17 protein-coding genes and 2 pseudogenes are annotated in these 22,079 nt (G+C 68.9%); 13 read left to right on the top strand and 6 right to left on the bottom strand.

What is annotated here, in order from left to right; genetic code table 11:
• Window positions 1–105: 105 nt before the first annotated feature.
• The 9 genes and pseudogenes from BBK82_RS00840 (at window position 106) to BBK82_RS00800 (ending at window position 9,005) form a co-directional block, all read left to right on the top strand.
• Entirely contained in the window at window positions 106–936 is an 831-nt protein-coding gene (locus tag BBK82_RS00840; RefSeq protein WP_065920730.1) for a PPK2 family polyphosphate kinase, read from the top strand.
• A gap of 148 nt (window positions 937–1,084) precedes the next feature.
• A complete protein-coding gene (locus BBK82_RS00835; RefSeq protein ID WP_237047981.1) occupies window positions 1,085–2,140 on the top strand; it encodes a lactonase family protein in 1,056 nt (351 codons plus the stop codon).
• A gap of 201 nt (window positions 2,141–2,341) precedes the next feature.
• Window positions 2,342–3,004, top strand: coding sequence for a hypothetical protein (locus BBK82_RS00830; RefSeq protein ID WP_154696975.1), 663 nt, complete (start codon window positions 2,342–2,344; stop codon window positions 3,002–3,004).
• Between the two features lie 74 nt (window positions 3,005–3,078).
• Entirely contained in the window at window positions 3,079–3,846 is a 768-nt protein-coding gene (locus BBK82_RS00825; RefSeq protein WP_154696974.1) for a HipA family kinase, read from the top strand.
• Window positions 3,830–4,216 (top strand): DUF3037 domain-containing protein, encoded by a 387-nt coding sequence (locus tag BBK82_RS00820; protein WP_065913254.1) that lies wholly within the window; start codon window positions 3,830–3,832, stop codon window positions 4,214–4,216. The genes BBK82_RS00825 and BBK82_RS00820 overlap by 17 nt, the downstream gene beginning before the upstream one ends.
• A gap of 75 nt (window positions 4,217–4,291) precedes the next feature.
• A complete protein-coding gene (locus BBK82_RS00815) occupies window positions 4,292–5,308 on the top strand; it encodes an LCP family protein (RefSeq protein WP_065913253.1) in 1,017 nt (338 codons plus the stop codon).
• 291 nt (window positions 5,309–5,599) lie between these two features.
• Window positions 5,600–6,331, top strand: a complete 732-nt coding sequence (locus tag BBK82_RS00810) for a 3-hydroxybutyrate dehydrogenase (protein WP_065913252.1) — start codon at window positions 5,600–5,602, stop codon at window positions 6,329–6,331.
• 10 nt (window positions 6,332–6,341) lie between these two features.
• A pseudogene (locus BBK82_RS00805) lies at window positions 6,342–7,662 on the top strand (MFS transporter).
• Window positions 7,659–9,005: a GAF domain-containing protein gene (locus BBK82_RS00800; protein ID WP_065913251.1), complete on the top strand. Its 1,347-nt coding sequence runs from the start codon at window positions 7,659–7,661 to the stop codon at window positions 9,003–9,005. The pseudogene BBK82_RS00805 and the gene BBK82_RS00800 overlap by 4 nt, the downstream one beginning before the upstream one ends.
• On the opposite strand, the pseudogene BBK82_RS00795 reads toward BBK82_RS00800, so the two are convergent.
• From BBK82_RS00795 to BBK82_RS00775, 5 genes and pseudogenes are all read right to left on the bottom strand, one after another.
• Window positions 8,957–9,913 (bottom strand): annotated as a pseudogene (locus BBK82_RS00795) (APC family permease); the annotation flags it as partial. The gene BBK82_RS00800 and the pseudogene BBK82_RS00795 sit on opposite strands and share 49 nt — an antisense overlap.
• Before the next feature lie 68 nt (window positions 9,914–9,981).
• Window positions 9,982–11,454 (bottom strand): GMC family oxidoreductase, encoded by a 1,473-nt coding sequence (locus BBK82_RS00790; protein ID WP_065913250.1) that lies wholly within the window; start codon window positions 11,452–11,454, stop codon window positions 9,982–9,984.
• Complete coding sequence (locus tag BBK82_RS00785) at window positions 11,451–12,875, bottom strand: aldehyde dehydrogenase family protein (protein ID WP_218920563.1); 1,425 nt, start codon at window positions 12,873–12,875, stop codon at window positions 11,451–11,453. The genes BBK82_RS00790 and BBK82_RS00785 overlap by 4 nt, the downstream gene beginning before the upstream one ends.
• 81 nt (window positions 12,876–12,956) lie before the next feature.
• Window positions 12,957–14,060 (bottom strand): NAD(P)/FAD-dependent oxidoreductase, encoded by a 1,104-nt coding sequence (locus tag BBK82_RS00780; protein ID WP_065913249.1) that lies wholly within the window; start codon window positions 14,058–14,060, stop codon window positions 12,957–12,959.
• The gene (locus BBK82_RS00775; protein ID WP_065913248.1) at window positions 14,057–14,377 is read right to left on the bottom strand and encodes a bifunctional 3-phenylpropionate/cinnamic acid dioxygenase ferredoxin subunit; all 321 of its coding nucleotides are present in this window, start codon (window positions 14,375–14,377) and stop codon (window positions 14,057–14,059) included. Before BBK82_RS00775 ends, BBK82_RS00780 begins: the two co-directional genes overlap by 4 nt.
• 119 nt (window positions 14,378–14,496) lie before the next feature.
• Here BBK82_RS00775 and BBK82_RS00770 point away from each other — a divergent pair, with 119 nt between their 5' ends.
• The 4 genes from BBK82_RS00770 to BBK82_RS00755 all read left to right on the top strand — a co-directional run bounded on the left by BBK82_RS00770 (window position 14,497) and on the right by BBK82_RS00755 (window position 19,681).
• Window positions 14,497–15,267, top strand: a complete 771-nt coding sequence (locus BBK82_RS00770) for an IclR family transcriptional regulator (protein WP_065913247.1) — start codon at window positions 14,497–14,499, stop codon at window positions 15,265–15,267.
• Window positions 15,268–15,788: 521 nt separating this feature from the next.
• Entirely contained in the window at window positions 15,789–18,155 is a 2,367-nt protein-coding gene (locus BBK82_RS00765; RefSeq protein ID WP_065913246.1) for a GcvT family protein, read from the top strand.
• Window positions 18,156–18,231: 76 nt separating this feature from the next.
• Complete coding sequence (locus BBK82_RS00760) at window positions 18,232–19,344, top strand: aromatic ring-hydroxylating oxygenase subunit alpha (RefSeq protein WP_065913245.1); 1,113 nt, start codon at window positions 18,232–18,234, stop codon at window positions 19,342–19,344.
• 43 nt (window positions 19,345–19,387) lie between these two features.
• Window positions 19,388–19,681, top strand: coding sequence for a hypothetical protein (locus BBK82_RS00755; RefSeq protein WP_065913244.1), 294 nt, complete (start codon window positions 19,388–19,390; stop codon window positions 19,679–19,681).
• Between the two features lie 3 nt (window positions 19,682–19,684).
• Here the strand turns inward: BBK82_RS00755 and secA2 are convergent, their stop codons facing one another.
• The gene (secA2, locus tag BBK82_RS00750; RefSeq protein WP_154696971.1) at window positions 19,685–21,970 is read right to left on the bottom strand and encodes an accessory Sec system translocase SecA2; all 2,286 of its coding nucleotides are present in this window, start codon (window positions 21,968–21,970) and stop codon (window positions 19,685–19,687) included.
• Between the last annotated feature and the right edge of the window lie 109 nt (window positions 21,971–22,079).

The raw sequence follows: 22,079 nt of genomic DNA, 5'->3' as shown, positions 1-22,079 counted from the left end.
CCGTGAAGCGTTGCGCTGTGGCTCAGTTCGTTGCGTAGATTCACCGATCAGTGGCTGTTTCGTGCACAGCGGGCGGATCGGGCGGTGAATCGCTACGGTCGGATGATGGCGAAGAAGTCGGTTCGTGATGCTCTGCGGCTCGATGAGGTGGACCTCTCCACCCTCGACCCGGCCGGCCGTCCGATCGGGCCCAGGAACAAGCGCGAGGCGGCTGAGGACCTCGCCCTCACCGGGACCGAGCTGGACGGACTGCAGGAGGCGCTCTACGCGGAGGGTTCTCGCGCGGTGCTGCTCGTCCTGCAGGGCATGGACACCTCCGGCAAGGGCGGTGTGGTCAGCCACGTCGTCGGCCTGGTGAACCCGCAGGGCGTGCGGATCGCGTCGTTCAAGAAGCCGACCCCCGCCGAACGCCGCCAGCACTTCCTCTGGCGCATCCGCAAGGCGCTGCCGGAGAAGGGGCGCATCGGGGCGTTCGACCGCTCGCACTACGAGGACGTGCTGGTGCCTCGGGTGGAGAAGCTGCTGACGGCCGCGGAGATCCGCAAGCGCTACCGCGAGATCAACGACTTCGAGCAGGAGCTGGCCGCCGGTGGCGTGACGCTGGTCAAGTGCTTCCTGCACATCTCGCCGGAGGTGCAGAAGGAACGGCTGCTGGCCCGGCTGGACGACCCGCGCAAGAACTGGAAGTACAACCCGGCCGACATCGACGTGCGGTCCAAGTGGTCGAAGTACCAGGAGGCGTACACGGCGATGTTGAAGGCGTGTTCGGACACGCCCTGGTACGCCGTTCCCGCCGACCGCAAGTGGTACCGCAACTGGGCGGTGAGCCGGTTGCTGCTGGAGACCCTGCGCGAGATGGACCCGAAGTTCCCGCCGCCCGGCTACGACCTCGAAGCCGAGAAGGCCCGGCTGATCTCCGCCGACCCGTTGCGGTAGGCGCAATCTTCGTTGCACCTATTGCCTGGGCATGATGGTCTAGGCCACTGTGGTCCGTGCCGCCGCCGTTGATTATCCCGGAGGTGCGGACGTGGGTGTGGACCGGCGACGTTTTCTCGGAGCCATGGGTGTGGGAGCGGGACTGCTGATGACCGGAGGAACCGCCGAGGCGGCTGCTGCCACGCGGAGAGTCTTCTTCGGGGCCTACACGACGTGGAGCGGTGGCGCGCAGGGCATCGGCATCGGCACCTACGACACGGCCTCCGGGCAGCTGCGGTCGACCGGTGTGATCAAGGGTGTGGTCAACCCGTCGTTCGTGGTGGAGTCGCGGGACGGGCGGTTCCTGTACGCCGTCAACGAGACGACCAAGGGCGAGGTCACCGCGATCGACGCCACCTCGCTGAAGGTGGTCAACAAGGTCGCGACCGGTGGCGCCGACCCGTGCCACCTGACGCTCGACCCCTCTGGCAAGCACCTGATCACCGCGGACTACTCGTCGGGGACGCTGAGCGTGTTCCCGTTGCGCGCCGACGGCGGTATCGGTGCCCGCACGCAGCTGGTCAGGCACCAGGGTTCCGGTCCCGACCCGGAGCGCCAGGAAGGCCCGCACGCGCACCAGGTCCTGTTCGACCCGGCCGGTCGCTTCGCCCTGGCCGTCGACCTGGGCGCGGACGCGGTGTTCTCGTACTCGTTCGCCGCGGGCAAGCTGACGCTCGTGTCGACGGCGAAGCTCAAGCCCGGCGCCGGGCCGCGGCACCTGGCGTTCCACCCGAACGGCCGGACCGCGTACGTGGCGAACGAGCTCGACTCGACCATCGTGTCGTGCGCCTACGCCGACGGGAAGCTCACGCCCGGCCAGGTGCTGAAGACCGCGCCGTCCGGCGGTGTGCGCAACTACCCGGCCGAGGTGCTGGTGTCCGGTGACGGCAGGTTCGTCTACCTGTCGAACCGGGGCCACGACAGCGTCGCCCAGTTCGCGGTGTCCGGTGCGGAGCTGACGCTGGTCGGCACCACGCCCGTCGGCGGCAAGTACCCGCGGCACATCACGATCGACCCGACCGGGCGGTTCCTGTTCGCCGCCAACCAGAACTCGAACAACGTCACGTCGTTCGCCGTGGACGCCGCGACCGGCAAGCTCACCCCGTCCGGCACCGCGCTGCAGACCCCGATCCCGGTCTGCGTGCTGCCCACACGACGGGGTTGACGCACTTCAGCTCGGAGCTCTTGCGTCAGCTCGCTGATGTCCCGTATCCGATACATCGGTGAGCGGTGAAGCTGGCTGATGTCCGATGTACTGGATATCAGCCAGCTCTTGGTCGCAGCTCGCCGATATATCGCCGGCCTCCGTTTGGTTAGATCATCCCCAGGCGCCCGATCTGGTGGGCGCGAATCTCTGGGGGAGCAAGTGAACAAGCGAGTTTGCGCTGCCGTGCTGGCGATCGCCGCCCTGACCACGGCCTGTGGTGGTGAGCCGGTAGCTGCACCGCCGAGCACGACCACCACGACCACCACGACGGCGCCGCCCACCACGGCGGAGCTGGACGCGCGGGCCAAGGCGGCCATCGCCCCGCCCGGTGCGTTCGACGCTCTCGGCGGCGTGGTCGCGGAGAGCGTTCCGGCGAACGACAGCGACCCTGGCGAGGAAGGCCAGGCGGTGGCCATCGTCTGCGGGAGCGGTCCGATCCTCGTCGACGGGATGTCCGTCGCGCGGACCCGGATCTGGACGGGACGGCTCAGCCTGTTCCAGCGGGTCCACGCCGCCGCGGACCGCCCGGCGGCCACCTTGGTCGAGTCGGTGCGGGCGAGGGCCAAGCTCTGTTCCGGGAGCAATGCCGACCGCCAGGCCGGGTTGAGCCTGCCGCTCGCCAAGCCGCAGGGCGCCGACGAGTTCTACGCCTTCTGCATGGCGAACCTGGATCCGGACCTCGTGCCGTGGTCGTGCCAGGCGGTGATGGGCCGCGGCACGCTCATCACGGTCGTGGTGGCATCCGGCTCCACCAGGGCCGCAGCCGAGGCCCAGCTGACCGCCGTGACACCGGTCTTCGCGGAGACCTTCGCCAAGGCGTGACGACGCACCGGAGGTGACGGGGCCGGACCGGAATCGGTTCGGCTTCGCCGGCGTCTTCGTGTGATCATGCGCGGGTGAGTTCTCTGAGGGAGGTCACGGCCACCCGGTACGTGACGCCGTTCCGCGAGGGCGGTTCCATGCCGGGGCTGGTCGAGGCCGACGACCTGGGCATGTACGTGGTGAAGTTCCGCGGCGCCGGACAGGGCATCAAGGTGCTCGTCGCCGAGGTGGTCGTGGGTGAGCTGGCGCGGCGGCTGGGTTTCCGGGTGCCGGAGATCGTGCTGGTGCACCTCGACCCCGAGCTCGCCCGCGCGGAACCCGACCAGGAGGTCCAGGAGCTGCTGCGGGCGAGCGGCGGGCTGAACCTGGGCTTCGACTACCTGCCGGGCTCGTTCGACTTCAACCCGGTCGTGCGCGATCCGGGAACAGAGCTCGCCACGAGGCTGCTGTGGTTCGACGCGCTGACGCTGAACGTCGACCGCAGCTGGCGCAACCCGAACATGCTGCTGTGGCACCGGAAACCGTGGCTGATCGACCACGGCGCGAGCCTGTACTTCCACTACTCGTGGAGCGAGGACAAGCCGGCCGGCAAGGACTTCCGCTACGACGCCTCCGACCACGCGATGCTGCCGAACGCGGGTGCGCTGTCCGAAATGGACGAAGAGCTTGCCGCGCGGATCACGCCGCAGCTGCTCGACGATGTCCTCGCGCTCGTCCCCGACGAGTGGCTCGAAGGAGATCCGCGGGAACTCCGCGGGCGTTACAAGGACTTCTTCACCTACCGCCTCGCCCACCGCGGCTGGGTCGACTCGCTGGAGGCCGCGCGTGCCGCACGTGTTTGAGTACGCGCTGCTGCGGGCGGTGCCGCGGCAGGAGCGGGGCGAGTTCATGAACGTCGGCGTGATCGTCTACTGCGCGCCGCTCGGCTTCCTGTGCGCGAAGACCTATGTGGACGGTGACCGGCTGAGGGCGCTCGACCCGGCGCTCGACCTCGAGACGCTCGAAAGCAGCCTCCGCCACCTCACCGACTCCTGCGACGGCACGCCTGCCGCCGGTCCGGTGAGCAGGACGACGATCGGGCAGCGGTTCCGGTGGCTCACCGCGCCGCGCAGCACCATCGTCCAGACCTCGCCCGCGCACACGGGCTGGACCGACGACCCGTCCGCCGAGGTCACCCGGCTGTTCGAGGCGCTCGTGCTGCCACCCCGGTAGGTTCGTCGCAACCTGAACGGGCGCACCGCGTCCCTAGGTGCAAAGCGAAACTGATGCGATCGGGGTTGGCGACACATGAGCGCTGGGTATCACCAGGGCTACCAGCAGCAGCGGCGTCCCATGCCGCCTCAGCGGCCCAGGAAGAAGAAGCGTCCCGGACGCACCATCCTGGTCGTGCTGCTGGTCTTGCTGCTGGCCGCCGTCGGGTTCTTCTTCTACGTCGACTCGACGCTCAAGCGCATCGACGCGCTGCCGGACTACGAGGGCCGGCCGGCCGAGACGCCGGGCACCACGTGGTTGCTGGTCGGTTCCGACGCCCGCGACGGCCTGTCGCAGGAGCAGAAGGACACGCTCGCGACCGGTGACGCGGCGGGGCGGCGCACCGACACCATCATGATGCTGCACCTGCCGGACAACAGCGGTGCCAAGCCGACGCTGCTGTCGCTGCCGCGCGACTCGTACGTCCCGATCCCGGACAACGGCCGCAACAAGATCAACGCGGCGTTCGCGTTCGGTGGGCCGCAGCTGCTCGTGCGGACCGTCGAGGGTGCGACCGGTGTGCGGATCGACCACTACATGGAGATCGGCTTCGGCGGGTTCTCCGACATGGTCGACGCGGTCGGTGGCGTGGACATCTGCATCGACGAGCCGATCAAGGACCCGCTGGCCGGCATCGACCTGCCCGCCGGCTGCCAGGAGCTCGACGGGCCGCAGGCACTCGGGTTCGTGCGGACCCGCGCGTTCGCGACCGCCGATTTGCAGCGCGTGCAGAACCAGCGCAAGTTCCTCTCGGCGCTGTTCGAGAAGGTGCAGAGCCCGGCCACGCTCGTGAACCCGTTCCGGGTGGTCCCGCTGATGAACGCCGCATCGGGTGCGGTGAGCGTCAACGAGAACGACCACGTGTGGCACCTGGCGAGCGTCGCGCTCAACATGGGCGACGCGCAGAGCGGGACCGTGCCGATCGCGGGCACCCCGACAGTGCCCGGCGCCGGTTCGGTCGTGCAGTGGAACAAGGAGAAGGCGTCCCAGCTGTTCGACCTGATCAGCAAGGACCAGCCGGTCCCGGCCGACCTGATCGCCGCACCGAGGTAGCTACTGGCCGACGGGCTCGGGAGTGGGCTCCGAGCTGGTCAACCCGGCCTCCTGCGCGATCTCTTCGAGCTCGCGCAGGAGGTCGTCGTAAATGGGTGTCAAAGACATGGTTGGTCCCCCTCTTCTGGATCTTCCCCCGTTCAGGTGACGGGAGCTTACGCCCCAGTACCCGGTGACCTCGCCACCTATGCCGGAATCTCGCTAAATGGTGGCTAAACCCACTCGGCCACCAGGCAATATGTGGAGCTGCCACATGTCGGTCACGGCGTGTCACGCCTACCGTTTCCGGCCATGTCGAGTGTCACGGGCCACACCGCACTGGTCACCGGAGCCGCCAGCGGCATCGGGCTGGCCTGCGCTCGCGCCCTGTCGTCCGCAGGCGCCGAAGTCCACCTGGTAGACCGCGATCCGCACGTGCTGACGTTCGCCGAGGAGCTCGGCGGGATCGGGCACGTCCTCGACCTCACCGGCTCCGTCGAGTCGCTGCCCGCCGAGATCGACGTCCTGGTCAACAACGCTGGCGTGCAGCACGTCGCGCCCATCCACGAGTTCCCCGCCGACCGCTTCTCGGCGATGCTGGAACTGATGCTCGGCGCCGCGTTCCGGCTCACCCGGCACGTCCTGCCGCACATGTACGACCGCGGCTGGGGCCGCCTGGTCCACGTCACCAGCGTGCACGGCCTGCGCGCGTCCGCCTTCAAGTCCGCCTACGTGTCGGCGAAGCACGGCCTGGAGGGGTTCTCCAAGGTCGCCGCCCTCGAAGGCGCCCCGCACGGCGTGACGTCCAACTGCGTGGCGCCCGGCTACGTGCGGACCCCGTTGGTGGAGAAGCAGATCACCGACCAGGCGCGGGTGCACGACATCCCCGAGGCCGACGTCGCGGAGAAGATCTTCCTGCAGCGCAGCGCGGTCAAGCGGCTGATCGAGCCCGAAGAGGTGGCGCAGGCCGTGCTGTGGTTGTGCGACAACAGTTTTGTGACCGGTACGTCGTTGGCCGTCGACGGCGGCTGGACTGCTCAATGAGGAGTTGTCGATGATCAAGAAAGTGGTTGGGGCGTCACTCATCGGAACAACCGTGGAGTGGTACGACTTCTTCCTCTACGGGTCGGCCGCCGCCCTGGTGTTCAACAAGCTCTTCTTCCCGACCGCCGATCCGCTGACCGGCACGCTGCTCGCGTTCACCACCTACGCGATCGGCTTCCTGGCGCGGCCGTTGGGCGGGCTGGTGTTCGGTCACTACGGCGACCGGTTGGGGCGCAAGAAGCTGCTCGTGCTGTCGTTGTTGCTGATGGGTGGCGCGACGATGCTGATGGGCGTGCTGCCGACGTACGCGACGGTCGGTGTCGCGGCGCCGTTGCTGCTGACGTTCCTGCGGCTGGTGCAGGGCTTCGCGCTCGGCGGCGAGTGGGGCGGTGCCGTGCTCATCGTCTCCGAGCACGGTGACCCGAAGCGGCGGGGGTTCTGGGCGTCGTGGCCTCAGGCCGGTGCCGTGCGGCAACCTGCTCGCGACGGGCGTGCTCGCGGTCCTGGCGGCGGTGCAGTCCGATGAGGACTTCCTCGCGTGGGGCTGGCGCATCCCGTTCCTGCTCTCCGGCGTGCTCGTGGTGATCGGCCTGTGGATCCGGCTCACCGTCTCGGAGTCGCCGATCTTCCTGGCTGCCCAGGAGAGGGCGGCACAGGAGAAGGCGGCCAAGGAGAAGACGGCACAGGGGCAGGCCGAGGAGAAGGCGCCCGCGCTGCTGCTGCTCAAGCACAACTGGCGCGAGGTGCTGATCGCGATGGGCGCGCGGTTCGCCGAGAACGTGTCCTACTACGTGATCACGGCGTTCATCCTCGTGTACGTCGTCACCGGGCTGGGACTGTCGAAGTCGGTGGGCCTCAACGCGGTGCTGGTCGCCTCGGCCGTGCACCTGATCACGATCCCGGTGTGGGGCCACCTCTCGGACAGGTTCGGGCGGCGGTCGATCTACCTCGTCGGCGCCGTCGGTATGGCCGGGTGGATCTTCGCGTTCTTCGCGCTGCTCGACACCAAGGACCCGGTGCTGATCACCCTCGCCACAACCGTCGGACTCGTGCTGCACGGCGCGATGTACGGCCCGCAGGCCGCTTTCTTCTCGGAGCTGTTCGGGACGCGGGTGCGCTACTCGGGTGCGTCGGTCGGCTACCAGCTCGCCTCGATCGCGGCCGGCGCGCTGGCCCCGCTCATCGCGACCGCGCTGCTGCAGGCGTACGGGTCGTCGTTCCCGATCGCCGTCTACGTCGTCATCACCTGCGTGATCACCGTGGTCGCGATCATCTTCGCCAAGGAGACCCGTGGTGCGGATCTGGAGGAACGTGACAGGGTTGGGGTGTGACACGACGGCGTGAAGCCGAACTGGCGGCGTTGTTCGACACCGCGTCCGAGCTCGCGGGCATGCGCGACCCGGACGCGGTCCTCCGCTCGATCGTGCGGAGGGCGCGCACGCTGCTCGGCACCGACCTGTCGTACCTGTCGATGAACGACCCGGCCGGCACCTACATGAGGGTGACGGACGGGTCGGTCTCGCCGCTCTTCCAACAGGTCCGGCTCGGCCTCGGAGAGGGTCTCGGCGGGCTGGTCGCGCAGACCTCGCTGCCCTACGCGACCTCCGACTACTTCGCGGACGCCCGGTTCAACCACACCGGCCCGATCGACTCGGCGGTGCGCGACGAGGGGCTCGTGGCGATCCTCGGCGTGCCGCTGAAGCTCGACTCGAAGGTCATCGGCGTGCTCTACGCGGCCGACCGGACCGCGCGGGAGTTCCCGCCGGAGGAGGTCTCGCTGCTGCAGTCGCTGGCCGACCACGCGGCCATCGCGATCGACACGGCGTCGCTGTTCGAGACCATCCAGGCCAACAACGCCGCGATGAAGCGGGCCGAGGAGGCCCACGACCGGCTCACCGACCTGGTGCTGCGCGGTGGTTCCTCCGCCGACGTCACCGCCGCGGTGAGCGAGCTGCTGGGCGGGCCGGTGGAGGTGCTGGAGACGGCCCCGACGCCGGCGGTGCGGGCCAACGGCCGGGCGGTGCTGATCGACGGCGTCTGGGTGTGCGCGGTGCTGGCCGGCTCCGAGCTGCTCGGCGGGATCACGCTGACCGGGCGGCCCGACCTGTCCGACGCGGACCGGCGGCTGTTCGAACGGTCCGCGGTCGTGACGGCGTTGTTGTTGCTGCTGCGCCGGACCGTGGCGGAGGCGGAGAACAAGGTCCGCGGTGAGCTGATCACCGACATCCTCGACGGCCGGGACCCGGCCGGGCTGCTCGCCCGGGCGCGGAGGGTCGGCGTCGAGCTGACCGACCCGCACGTCGTGCTGGTGGCGGACGGGAACCTGGGCGCGGCGACGCACTACGCCTCGGTCCACAGAGGACTCGCGGGCTCCCGCGACCGTGATGTCGTGCTGGCGTTGCCCTCGGCGTCGACGGCGGTCGCCCACGAGGTCGCCCGTGCGTTGGGCGCCACGGTGGGCGCGTCCGGGCCGGTGGTGGGGCCGGTGGCGATCGCGGCCGCCTACGAGGAGGCCCGCCGGTGCCTGCGGGCGTTGCGTCAGCTGGGGCGGGAGAAGGACGCCGCGACGACCGGGACGACGCCGGCCAGTGCCAGCGCGTACGGCGGGATGTGCCGCTTCTGGTTGAACTTCGCGAGCGCCTTGTGCCCGGACAACATCTTGTCGCGGGCGTAGGAGTACGTCAGCCGGGACGCCGCCGCCTGCAACGACATCGTGCAGGACAGGAACGAGATCAGCACGACCGCGATCACGATCTTGTACCCGACCGGGCCGAAGGCGTTCGTCAAGATGTTCGTGACCGGGTCGGCGTCCTCGCCGGAGATCACCTTGCCGAAGTCCGGCACCGCGAGCAGCAGCGACAGGCACGCGAACGTGGCCGCCGCGCCGCCGATGTAGATGGTGCGGCGCATGGCCTTCGGGATCACCCGGCCGGGGTCCTTGACCTCCTCCGCCGTGTCACCGCAGGCCTCGAACCCGTAGTACTGGTAGAGGCCGATGATGCCCGCCGCGAAGAACGCCGGCAGGTAGCTGCCGGAGCCCTCCGCGCCGAAGCTGTCGAACAGCACGCCCAGGCCGTGGATCCGGTTGTCCACCAGCAGCCAGATGCCGACCGCGAGCGCGCCGATGATCTCCGCGGCGAACCCGGAGATCGCGGCCCAGCTCAGCACCTTCGTGCCGGCGTAGTTGATCAGCGTCGAGACCACGATGATCGCGACCGCGCACAGCACGGTGTTGCCGACCGTGGCGGTGTAGCCGAGGAGCGTGGCCAGGTAGGGGCCGGCGCCGTAGCTGACGGACGCGATCGTGACCAGCAGGGCGATCAGGTAGACCCAGCCGGTCATCCACGCCCAGCGCTTGCCCCACAGCCGGCGCGCCCACGGGTACACGCCACCCGCGACCGGGTACTGCGCCACCAGCTCGCCGAACACGAGCGCGACCAGGAACTGGCCGACGCCCGCGACGACGAAGCTCCAGATCATCGGCGGACCGCCCAGCGCGAGGGCGGTGCCGAACAACGTGTACGTGCTGACGACGGGGGAGAGGTAGGTGAAGCCGAGCGAGAAGTTGGCCCAGGGACTCATGTCCCGCTTGAACTCGGAGGTGTACCCGAGGTCCTTGAGCCGCCCCGCCTCGTCGAGGGCCGCCGTCATCACGCCTCCCTGATCAGGTCGGCGGCGCGCTCTCCAATCATGAGAACGGTGACCATGGGGTTCACCGTCGGCATGGTGGGGAACACGGACGCGTCGACGACCCGCAGGCCGTCGAGCCCGATGACCTTCAGCTCACCGTCCACAACGGACCCGATCGCACAGGTGCCCGCCGGGTGGTAGACGGTGTGCGCGGCCCTGCGGCCGTACTCGGACAACGCCTCGTCGCTCGTGACGTCCGGGCCGGGGGCGATCTCCCGCTTGAGCCACGACTTCAGCGGCTCCTGCTCGGCGATCTTCCGCGCGATCTTGAAGCCGTCGACCAGCGTCTGCTCGTCGTAGCCGTCGGGGTGGGTGAAGTAGCCGAAGTCGAGCGCGGGCTTCTCCGCCGGGTCGCTGGACTTCAGCCACATGCGGCCCTTGCTGTGCGGGCGCGGGATGTTCGGCGTCATGCACACGCCGTGCTCCACCTTCGGGTAGCCGAGGCGTTCGGTGTTGGTGGTGAACGGGATCTGGTAGAAGTGGAACATCAGGTCCGGCCGCGGGTCGGAGGTGTCCCGCCGGATGAACAGGCCGGCGTCGGAGTCCATCACCGAGTTGGGCGGCAACGGTGCCGTGGTCTCCCAGACGATCACCGACTCCGGGTGGTCGAGCAGGTTCTCGCCGACGCCGGGCAGGTCGTGCTTGACCTCGATGCCGATGCTGCTCAGGTGTTCCGCGTCGCCGACACCCGACAGGTTCAGCAGCCGGGGCGTGTCGATGGCGCCCGCGCACAGCAGGACTTCCCTGTTCGCCTCGACGTAACCCTTGTCGGTGTGCACGCCGATCGCGCGGGTGCCGTCGAACTCGATCTTGCTCGCCCAGGTGTCGAGCAGCAGCGTCAGGTTCTTGCGGCTGTCCAGGATCGGGTGCAGGTAGGCGGTGCTCGCAGACGACCGCTGGTTGTTCTTCTCCGGGTGGTAGGCGATGGAGAAGAAGCCGACGCCGTCCGCGAAGGGCCTCTCGTTGAAGTCGTTGACCTCCGGGACGTTCGTCGCCCGCCGGGCCGCGGCGACGAAGTCCTTCGCGATGGGGTTCCTGTCCTTCTCCTCGACCGGGATGATGTTGAGCGCGACCCTGTCGTAGTACGGGCCGAGCGCGTCCCAGGTCCAGCCGTGGCCCCACTCGTCGAAGTCCTGCGGCAACGGGGTGAAGCAGATCAGCGTGTTGTGGCTGGAGCAGCCGCCGAGGACCTTCGCGCGGCTGTGCCGGATGTGCGAGTTGCCGTTGGGCTGCTCGACCGTCGGGTAGTCGTAGTCGTACTCGGTCTCGAGCAGTTTGATCCAGTTGCGCAGGTTCAGGATCTTCTCGTCGCCCACGTCGGACGGACCGCCCTCGATGACCGCGACCGTGACGTTCTCGTCCTCGGTCAGCCTTGCCGCGAGCACGCAGCCCGCCGTACCGCCGCCGACGATCACGTAGTCGTGCGCGGTCACCTGGCGTCCCCTCGCGCGAACCAGTTCTGGGCTTGTGGCTTGAGGTTCTGGTAGACGTGCTTGGGCTCCGTGTACTCGTGCAGACCGGCGGTGCCGAGCTCGCGGCCGACACCGGAACGCTTGAATCCGCCCCACTCGGCCTGCGGCAGGTAGGCGCCGAACTCGTTGATCCACATGGTGCCGTGGCGCAGCTTCTTGGCCACCCGCTGCGCCTTGTCGACGTCCTGGCTCCACACACCGCCGGCGAGGCCGTAGTCGGTGTTGTTGCCGAGCGCGACGGCCTCTTCCTCGGTCTGGAAGCGTTCCGCGGTGATGATCGGGCCGAACGTCTCGTCCTGGACGAGCTTCATGTCCTGGTGGCAGTCCGCGTACACGGTGGGGCGGAAGAAGAAACCGTTCTGCAGCTCGGGTTCCTCCGGCCGCCTGCCGCCTGCCTTGAGGGTGGCGCCCTCCTGCTTGGCGATCTCGACGTAGCCCTCGACCTTGGCGCGGTGCTCGGCGCTGACGAGCGGACCGGACTCGGTGTCGGGGTCGAAACCGTTGCCCAGCTTGATGAGGTCGGCCCGGCGCGCGACCTCGGTGACGAAGTCGTCGTAGACGTCGTCGTGCACGATCAGGCGCGTGCCGGACGAGCAGACCTGACCGGCGTGGAAGAACGCGGCGGTGAGCGCGTAGTCGACGGCGACGTCCAGGTCGGCGTCCGCGAAGACGATGTTCGGGTTCTTGCCGCCCAGTTCGAGTGCGACCTTCTTCACCGTCCCGGCCGCGGCGGCCATGATCCGCCGGCCGGTCGCGAGGCTGCCGGTGAACGAGATCAGGTCCACGTCCGGGTGCTCGCTCAGCGGGGCGCCGACCTCGGGCCCGGTGCCGAGGACGAGGTTCGCGACACCGTCGGGCAGTCCTGCCTCAGCGAGCAGCTCGAACAGCTTGATGGTGGTGAGCGGGGTGATCTCGCTCGGCTTGGCCACCAGCGTGTTGCCGGCCAGCAGCGCGGGCGCGATCTTCCAGGACACCTGCAGCAGCGGGTAGTTCCAGGGCGCGATCATGCCGCAGACGCCGACGGGTTCGTGGTCGATGCGGCTGATGACGTCGTCCGGGGTGCCCTGGACGATCTTGGGGTGCAGCAGGCCGGCCAGGAAGACCGACACGACGTCGTCCACGTCGATCCGGCTCTCCACCAGCGTCTTGCCGGTGTCGAGGGTCTCGGTGCGGGCGATGTCCTCCTTGTCGCGCTCCAGCAGGTCGGCGACCCGGTTGAGCACGGCGGCGCGGTGCTCCGGCGCCGAGTGCTGCCAGTCGCCGTGGTCGAAAGCGGTTCTGGCCTTCGCGATCGCGGTGATCGCCTGTTCGCGGGTTTGGTCCTCGACCTCGGTGAGAACACTCTGGTCGTAGGGGTTGATGATCTGCCGCACCGGCGACACGGAGGCCTCCCTGTTCGTATGTCCACGTAGGACATCGGGGTATTGCCGGTCGCCGGTGGCGGTCAAACCGTGACGACCGTCCTACTTCAGGTTCCGGCGGAGCCGGGTGAAGAGCCGAGCATTGCTCATCGCCAGGATTCCGACGACGTCTTCCGGGTTCTCACCATCTCGATAGGTCGCGACGAACTTCCGGTCCTCGATGGACCCATCTTCGACGCGAACGTCGTTCGTCGCTCGTCCGATGAACTGGATCCGCACGCCGTACTGGTCCGACCACACGTAGCCGCCGTTGGTGTGGGTGGCGACGGTCTCGCCCGCCAGCAAGTTCCGGGTGGCAACTTGCGCCTGCTCGGTGGCGGACGTCCAGTGCTCGGCGCGGTGGCCTGCGCAGTTCGCGACGTCCCCGACGGCGACGACGTTCTTCAGGTTCGTCACGCCGCCCGCGTCGCACACGACGCCGTTGCCGAGGTTGACCGGTCCACCCGCGAGCCAGTCAGTAGCTGGACGCGTGCCGATCCCTGCAACGACGACGTCAGCACCGACATGACGGCCGTCCGCGAGCTTGATTCCGCCGTCAATGTTGACCGAATCAACATTGATCCCGGTTATCAACGTTGAGCCGTGGTCGCCGTGCAGCTGTCCACATGCAGCGCCCATCTCCGCACCCAGCACCCGCGTCAACGGAGTCGGCAACGCCTCGACGACCGTGACCTCCTTGCCGAGGGCACGCGCGCTGGACGCGATCTCCGCGCCGATGAACCCGGCGCCGATGATGCCGACGTGCTGGGCGTCGGCGAACGCGTCGCGCAGCCGGGTCGCGTCGTCGAGGGTGCGCAGGACGTGCGTGCCGGGCATGGTCCGCGGGATGCCGCCGGTGGCGATGACGAGCCCGTCGGCCTCGACGGTGCCGCCGTCGCTGAGCGCGACCTCCCGCGTGGAGAGCAGTCCGGTGGCCCGCACGCCGAGCCGCCACTCGGCGTCCAGCGCGTCGAGGTCCTCCTGGTCGGCGAGCGGCACGGCCTCGCACTTGCCGAGCAGGAAGTCCTTCGACAGCGGCGGCCGGTCGTAGGGCAGGTGCACCTCGTCACCCACGACGACGAGCCGTCCGTCGAACCCCTGCTGGCGCAGTGCCTGCGCCGACCTCAAACCGGCCAGCGAAGCACCGATGATCGCGATCGTCCTCACGCCACGTCCTTGTTCACCTCGACATCGATCCAGACCACTCCATCTTCCACAGAAACGGCGTAGGTCTTCACCGGTCTTTTGGCGGGCAGACCCGTGGGCTCGCCCGTGCGAAGGTCGAACGACGCGGCGTGCAGCGGACATTCGACGAGGCACCCCTCCAGCCACCCCTCGCTGAGGGATGCGTCCTGGTGGGTGCAGGTGTCGTCAATGGCGTAGAGGACGCCGCCGACGTTGAAGACGGCGATCGGCGCATGAGGACCGACGATGCGCACCGCCTCTCCTGGGGGCAGGTCCGTGAGAGCGCAGGCGCGGATCATCGTCGGCCTCCGTTGCGTGACACGACACACGTTCCGAATGACGCAACACAATGTCCGGCTCCGGCGACTCGCCGTCAAGAGTTCAGCCGGGTGTTTTGCTTCCCGGTTACTGTTGCGCGATGGGCAACTCCGACTCGGTAGCTCAGGTGCAGTCCGTCGACCGGGCCATCAGCGTGCTGGAAATGCTCGCCCAGGGTGAGGCCGGCATCACCGAGATCGCGGGTGAGCTGGGCGTGCACAAGTCCACGGTGTCGAGACTCGTGTCCGTGCTGGAGGCCCGAGGCCTCGTCGAGCAGCTCGGAGAACGCGGCAAGTACGCGATCGGCTTCGGCGTGGTCAGGCTCGCCGGCGCCGCCACCGGCCGGATGGACCTCACCAAGCTCGGCCAGCCCGTCTGCCAGTCGCTCGCCGACTCCTTCGGCGAGACCGTCAACATCGCCGTCCACGACGCCGGCGTCGCCATCAACATCACCCAGGCCCGCGGCTCCGCGGCCGTCTCCGCCGTGAACTGGATCGGCCAGCGCACCCCGCTGCACGCCACCTCGTCGGGCAAGGTCCTGCTCGCGTTCCTCCCCGACGCCGAACGCAAGCGGCTCGTATCGCTGCCGCTCGACGCCTACACCGAGAAGACCGTGGTGGACGGCACCCGCCTGCTGGCAGAGCTGGAGACGGTGGCGGAACAGGGCTTCGCGGCGTGCTTCGAAGAGCTCGAGCTCGGCCTGCACGCCGTCGCCGTCCCGGTGCGCGGCCACCGCGGCGAGGTGGTGGCGGCCATGAGCGCCTCCGGCCCGTCGTACCGGTTGTCGCGGCAGCGGGTCGAGGAGATCGTGCCGGCGATGTCGACGGCGGCGGCCGACCTGTCGGCGCAGCTGGGCTACTTCGCGGGCTGATCCCTTCGTCCGTTCCCGCTTCCCGCTTCACTCGAACGTGTTGTCCCGCCCGCCCCCTTCGCTCGTCTTGTTCACGTGCGGGTCAGTGAGACCGGTTCCGGCCGAGCTCACGGTCGTCCGACGTGACCGACAGTGAAGGAGGCGCTGTGACGTTTCGCCCGATCGAGATGTCCCGAACACGGCTCTCGCCCGTCGCGTATAAGGAAACGCGCGTCCAGCCAGCTCCGCCTGCCCAGTCGGTCCACGCTCATCTCTGTGAGTGCTTCGTGGATGCTCCGGGTGGTGCCGCCGCTCGAATGGCAGAGAAGTGCTGGCTGTCCGCGCCGACCCTCGTAGTCGAAGGCTCCACGGCCGGATGCCGCGCGACGAACACGGTGCAACCCATCTTGGTGCCCGGTTTCTCCCGCTCTCAAACGCGGTTGCCCGAACGGCGGTATTGACAGCCGGGCGCGCTGCCCGCAACTTGTTGCAGATAGCGGAACATGTTCTGTGACGCGCAACTGCGGCGAAGGGGTGTCCTGATGCCTGGTGAAGTGCCTCGCGTGGTGCTGGTGGGGGCGGGGATCGTCGGTTGCGCGTTGGCGGACGAGCTCACCGAGCGCGGCTTCACCGACGTCACGGTCCTCGACCAGGCGCGCGGGTTCGCCGCCGGTGGGTCGAGCGGGCACGCACCGGGGCTGGTGTTCCAGACGAACCCCTGCCGCAGCATGACCCGGTTCGCCCGCTACACCGTCGAGAAGTACACGGCGCTGGGCTGTTTCGACCAGGTCGGCGGCTTGGAGATCGCCACCACCGAGGCCAGGCTCGCCGACCTGAGCAGGCGGCACGGCTGGGCCACGTCGTGGGGTGTGGAGAGCCGGCTGGTCGACGCCGACGAGGTCGCGCGGCTGCACCCCCTGCTGGACCGGGAACAGGTCCTCGGCGGGTTCCTGACCCCGGGCGACGGCCTCGCGAAGCCCGTCCAGGCTGCCGAGGTCCAGGCGCGGCGGGCGATCGGGCGTGGGGCGCGGTTCGAGTTCGGGCAGGAGGTCGTCGCCGTCGAGACGTCCGGTGACCGGGTCACCGGTGTGCGTACCGGGACCGGGACGTTCGCGGCGGACGTGGTGGTGTCGTGCGCCGGGATGTGGGGGCCGCTGCTGGGGGAGATGGTGGGGCTGACCGTCCCGCTCGTGCCGATGGCCCACCAGTACGCGTTCACCGGTGAGGTGCCGGTGAGCGCGGAGGCGTTGGCGCGGCAGCCGATCCTGCGGCACCAGGAGGCCGACCTGTACTTCCGCTCGCACGGCCGGGCGTTGGGGATCGGGGCCTACGGGCACCGGCCCATGCCGGTCGACGCGCGGGACATCACCTCCTCGGAGCTTCCGTTCACCGACGAGGACTTCGCGCCCTCGTGGGCGGCTGCCGTCGAGCTGTTCCCGGTGTTGGCGCAGGCCGGGGTGGAGCGCGGGTTCAACGGGTTGTTCTCGTTCACCAGCGACGGGATGCCGCTGCTGGGGGAGCATCCGGGGCTGGCCGGGTTCTGGGTGGCGGAGGCCGTGTGGATCACGCACTCGGCCGGTGTGGCGCGGGCGGTGGCCGAGTGGATCGTCGACGGGCAGCCTCGGCTGGACGTGCATTCCAGTGACCTCAACCGGTTCGAGCAGGTGCAGCTGGCGCCGGACTACGTGCTGGAGCGCAGCTGCCAGAACTTCGCCGAGGTGTACGACCTGCTGCACCCGTTGCAGCCCATGGAGAGTCCGCGGCCGCTCAGGACGAGTCCGTTCCACACGCGGCAGCAGGAGCTCGGCGCGGTCTTCCTGGAGGCGGCCGGGTGGGAGCGGCCGCACTGGTTCGAGGCCAACGCCGACCTGCCGGAGGTCGCGGAGGTGCCGGCGCGCGGGGAGTGGGCGAGCCGGTACTGGTCGCCGATCTGCGGTGCGGAGGCGTTGGTGACGCGCCGGCGCGTGGCGATGTTCGACATGACGCCGTTGAAGCGGCTGGAGGTCAGCGGGGCGGGCGCGCTGGAGTTCCTGCAGCGCATGACGACCAACAACCTCGACCGCAAGCCGGGTGCGGTGGTGTACACGTTGCTGCTCGACGAGACGGGCGGGGTGCGCAGCGACCTCACGATCGCGCGGCTCGACGCGACCACGTTCCAGGTGGGGGCGAACGGCAACCTCGACCTGGCGTGGCTCACCCGGCACGCGCCGGACGACGTGCACGTCACCGACATCACGGCGGGGACGTGCTGCATCGGGTTGTGGGGGCCCAGGGCCCGGGACCTGCTCAACGGGATCGCGCACACGCTGGACACCGGGAAGGGGTACTTCACGGCGCAGCGGGCCTTCGTCAAGAACGTCCCGGTGACGGCACTGCGACTGTCCTATGTGGGCGAACTCGGCTGGGAGCTGTACACGACGGCGGACCTCGGCGCGAAGCTGTGGGACACGCTGTGGGAGGCGGGGCAGGAGCACGGTGTGATCGCGGCCGGGCGAGGGGCGTTCACCAGCCTCAGGCTGGAGAAGGGTTACCGGTCGTGGGGCACCGACATGACCGGCGAGCACGACCCGTTCGAGGCGGGGCTGGGGTTCGCGGTGCGCGAGGACAAGGACTTCCTGGGCAAGGAGGCGCTCGCGCAGCGCGTCAGCGACAAGAAGCTGACGTGCCTTGCGATCGATGACCCGGAACAGGTCGTCATGGGCAGCGAACCGGTGTTCCACCACGGCAAGCCGGTCGGGTACGTCACGAGCGCGGCCTACGGGTACACGACCGGGATCAACATCGCTTACGCGTGGCTGCCGAGCGACGTCGACGGCGAGGTCGAGATCGAGTACTTCGGCGTCAGGGTCACGGCGCGGCCGGTCGAGGAGCCGTTGTTCGACCCGGAGATGAAGCGGCTGCGCGGGTGAGCGCGGCCGTCGTGTTGCCAGGACACGCAACGACGTTCGAGGTCGAACGACAGCTCTTCAACCCGAGAGGCGGGGCATGACCGGCAGCCTGATCTCCACCCTTGCGGGCCGTTACTACACCGATCCGGCGATCTTCGCCGAGGAGCAGGCCAGGATCTTCGAGCGGATGTGGTTCTGCGCGGTCCGCTCGAACGACCTGGCGAACCCCGGCGACTTCCGCACCGTGCAGGTCGGTCGGGAGAGCGTGCTCGTCGCGCGGGACAGGACGGGGAAGCTCAACGCGTTCCTCAACGTCTGCCGGCACCGCGGCGCACGCATCTGCACCGACGAGCAGGGCAGCGTGAAGCGGGCGTTCCAGTGCCCGTACCACGCGTGGACCTACGCACTGGACGGCAAGTTGATCGCCGCGCCGAACCTCACCTCGATGCCCGACGTCGACCGGGTCGAGTACGGGCTGACGAAAGTGCACCTGCGGGAGTGGCTCGGCTACGCCTGGGTCTGCCTCGCCGACGAACCGCCCAGTTTCGCCGACGACGTGCTGCACGCCGTGACGGAACGGCTCGGCAGCGTGGAAGCCGTCGACGGGTACGAGATCGACCAGCTGTCCGTGGGCAGGCGGATCGTCTACGACGTCAAGGCCAACTGGAAGCTGATCGTCGAGAACTTCATGGAGTGCTACCACTGCGCGACGATCCACCCCGAGCTCACCGAGGTGCTGCCCAAGTTCGCCGACGGGTACGCGGCGCAGTACTACGTCGGGCACGGCGCCGAGTTCGGTGACGAGATCAAGGGTTTCACCGTCGACGGCGGCGAGGGCTTCGACAAACTCGCGGCGCTGGAGGACGAACGCGACCGGAAGTACTACGCGATCACCGTCAGGCCGCAGGTCTTCATCAACCTCGTGCCCGACCATGTGATCCTGCACCGCATGTACCCGCTCGCCGCCGACCGGACGGTCGTGGAGTGCGATTGGCTCTACGCCAAGGAAGTCGTGGCCACCGGCCGTGACGTCTCTCGCTCGGTCGAGCTCTTCCACCGGGTGAACGAACAGGATTTCGAAGCCTGCGAGCGATGTCAGCCCGCCATGGCGTCACGTGCGTATGCGCAGGGTGGGGTGCTGGTGCCGTCCGAGCACCACATCGGCGGGTTCCACGCCTGGCTCGTCCAGAAACTGGAATCAGCCGACTAGGGGATCGACTGGTCACCCGTGCACGCGAAAGCTTGCACGGGTGATGGAGCCGACGGACTTCCTGCCCCCCACCGGGGAGCACGATCTCCTCCGCCGCATCCGGCAACTGGCCGAGCGAGCGGAACGGACGGCGCACAACCGGTCCAACTTCGTCGGACCACCGCCGTCGCAGGAGCACCTGGACATCCTCGCGGAGATCAGGATGCTCTCCGAGGAGATGACCACGACCAGCAGGGGCGCGGAGAACGAGCCGGCCCCGCGGGTGAACGCGGTCGGACGGGCCGAGGTCCTGCCCCGGCCCGCCAGAGCCGCCGACGATCTGCTGCCCAGACCGTGACGGTCAGCGCCGCTGGCCGCGCACCATCTTGACGAGACCCTTCATCGACTCTTCCAGCCCGGAGCCGAACGGGTTGTCGTGCACCAGGTAGGTCCACGTCGAGCTCGGGCGCTTGACCCCGGCGTCGGCGAGGTCGTAGCCGTCGTCGGTGATCTTCGCGGCCTCGTACTTCTCCTTCGCGAGCTCCCACGACTCCGGCACGATCTTGTTGAACGCCGGGATCGCCTCGCGGTGGAACTCGTCGAGCGGGTTCTGCCTGGCCAGCGCGCGCAGGTGGATGCCCTCGCGCAGGTCGGACAGGAACGTCAGGTGGTGCGTCCACAGGTCGTCGAGGAAGAACAGCGTGATCTTGCGCGCCGCCTCCGCGGCGACCTCGTCGGACGCGCCTTCCTTCTCGCCGAGCTTCTCGAACGCGGCATCCGTGCGCAGCACGACGTCGCGGTGCTTGAGCAGCAGGTCGCGCTGGTGCTCGATCAGCTTGTTGTAGCGCCAGGTGTTGCGGTGGATCTCCAGGTTCACGCCCTCGGCCACGCGCTGGGCGTGCTCGAAGGTGTGCAGCAGGCCCTTGTCGCGCACCCGGCCGTCATCGTCCACTTCGGACGGTTCCTCGGCGTCGGGCGCGTACTGCGTGATGAGCTCGTCCTGCAGCGACGAGAAGAACAGCGAGCCACCGGGGTCGCCCTGCCGGCCGGCGCGACCGCGCAGCTGGTCGTCGAGGCGTGAGGACGAGTGCCGGCCGGAGCCGATCACGTACAGGCCGCCGAGCTCGGCGATCCGGTCGTGGTCCTCGCCCTCGTGACCACCGAGGCGGATGTCCGTACCGCGGCCGGCCATCTGCGTCGACACCGTGATGCGCCCGAACGAACCGGCGTCGGCGATGATCGCCGCCTCCTCGGCGTCGTTCTTCGCGTTGAGCACCACGCACTCGAGGCCGGCCTTGCGCAGCTTCGTGGAGATCCGCTCGGACTCGGCGACGTCCAGCGTGCCGACGAGGATCGGGCGCCCGGTCTCGTGCGCGGTCTTGATCTCCTCGACGATCGCGGCTTCCTTCTGCTCCAGCGTCGCGTAGAGGCGGAAGTGCTCGTCCTCGCGGATGTTCTCCTTGTTCGGCGGGATCACGAGCACCTCGAGCTCGTAGAACTCGCGCAGGGTCTCCGCGACGGCGACGGCGGTACCGGTCATGCCGCACCGGGTCGGGTACCGCGACAGCAGCGCCTGCACGGTCATCGAGTCGAGGATCTCGCCGGACTCGGTGGTCTGCACGTTCTCCTTGGCCTCGACCGCGGCCTGCAGACCGTCGGGCCACCGCTGTAGCTTCGCGACGCGGCCGCGGGTGTCGTTGATCAGGTGCACCTTGCCGTCGCGGACGATGTAGTCGACGTCGCGGTGCAGCAGGACCTGCGCGTGCAGGGCGACGTTGACCTTCGACAGCGTCGAGGTGACGTGCTCCTGCGAGTACAGGTCGATCTCGCCGAGCGCGCGCTCCACGGCCTCGGAGCCGGCGCCGGTGAGGAAGACGTTGCGCTCCTCGTCGTCGACCTCGTAGTGCAGGTTCTGCCGAAGGCGCTTCACCAGGTCGGCGATCACCGGGTCGGCGGCCTCGGCGCTGGTCGAACCGGCCAGCACGAGCGGCACGCGAGCCTCGTCGACCAGCACCGAGTCGGCCTCGTCGATCAGCGCGACCTCGGGCTCGGGGACGATCAGGTCGTCCGGCCTCGTGACGATCCGGTCGCGCAGGATGTCGAACCCGATCTCGCTGACCGGCGCGTAGGTGACCTCGCACTGGTAGGCCTCGCGCCGCTCCTCGGGCTTCGAGCTTCCGTTGAGCCAGCCCACCTCGACCCCGAGCAGCCGGTACAGCGGCCCCATCCACTCGGCGTCGCGCTGGGCGAGGTAGTCGTTGACGCTGACCACGTGGACGCGCTTGCCCTTGATCGCGAACCCGGCCGCGGCCATGGCGCCGGCGAGCGTCTTGCCCTCACCGGTGGCCATCTCGACGACGAGCCCGCTCAGCATGCCCAGCGCACCCAGCACCTGCACGTCGAACGGCCGCTGCCCGATGGCGCGCTCGGCGGCCTCCCTGGTCAGCGCCACGAGCTCGGTGTCGGTGCACTCCTCGCGCAGCTTCACGGCGTGTGCCGTCAGCTCCTCGTCGCTGAACGCCTTGAACGCGTCAGCGTGTTTCTCCACGTCCTCGAGCTGTGCCGAGAACGGGGCGAGGTCAACCGACGCCGGTTTCTGCGCGAACCGACGCATCCGCTGCTTGAAGCGCGCCATGAGAGTGGTCACGACGCAGGAACGTACGGCATCGGCGCGAGGTTCCGCAGAGGTCTTGACTGTGAAGGCGCGTTTTGTCCGTTTGGTCAGGCTTGGCGGGGCGTTGAGCAGGGGTGATCCG

This window comes from Lentzea guizhouensis, assembly GCF_001701025.1.
Classification (GTDB): domain Bacteria; phylum Actinomycetota; class Actinomycetes; order Mycobacteriales; family Pseudonocardiaceae; genus Lentzea; species Lentzea guizhouensis.
The sequence above is the reverse complement of the archived record's forward strand: the minus strand, read 5'-3'. Positions and strand labels throughout refer to the sequence as shown.

Coding starts and splice junctions, on each gene's coding strand:
- BBK82_RS00840 (WP_065920730.1), top strand. CDS start 106: ATGGCGAAGAAGTCGGTTCGTGATGCTCTGCGGCTCGATGAGGTGGAC.
- BBK82_RS00835 (WP_237047981.1), top strand. CDS start 1,085: ATGACCGGAGGAACCGCCGAGGCGGCTGCTGCCACGCGGAGAGTCTTC.
- BBK82_RS00815 (WP_065913253.1), top strand. CDS start 4,292: ATGAGCGCTGGGTATCACCAGGGCTACCAGCAGCAGCGGCGTCCCATG.
- BBK82_RS00810 (WP_065913252.1), top strand. CDS start 5,600: ATGTCGAGTGTCACGGGCCACACCGCACTGGTCACCGGAGCCGCCAGC.
- BBK82_RS00775 (WP_065913248.1), bottom strand. CDS start 14,377: ATGATCCGCGCCTGCGCTCTCACGGACCTGCCCCCAGGAGAGGCGGTG.
- BBK82_RS00770 (WP_065913247.1), top strand. CDS start 14,497: ATGGGCAACTCCGACTCGGTAGCTCAGGTGCAGTCCGTCGACCGGGCC.
- BBK82_RS00765 (WP_065913246.1), top strand. CDS start 15,789: ATGCCTGGTGAAGTGCCTCGCGTGGTGCTGGTGGGGGCGGGGATCGTC.
- BBK82_RS00760 (WP_065913245.1), top strand. CDS start 18,232: ATGACCGGCAGCCTGATCTCCACCCTTGCGGGCCGTTACTACACCGAT.
- BBK82_RS00755 (WP_065913244.1), top strand. CDS start 19,388: ATGGAGCCGACGGACTTCCTGCCCCCCACCGGGGAGCACGATCTCCTC.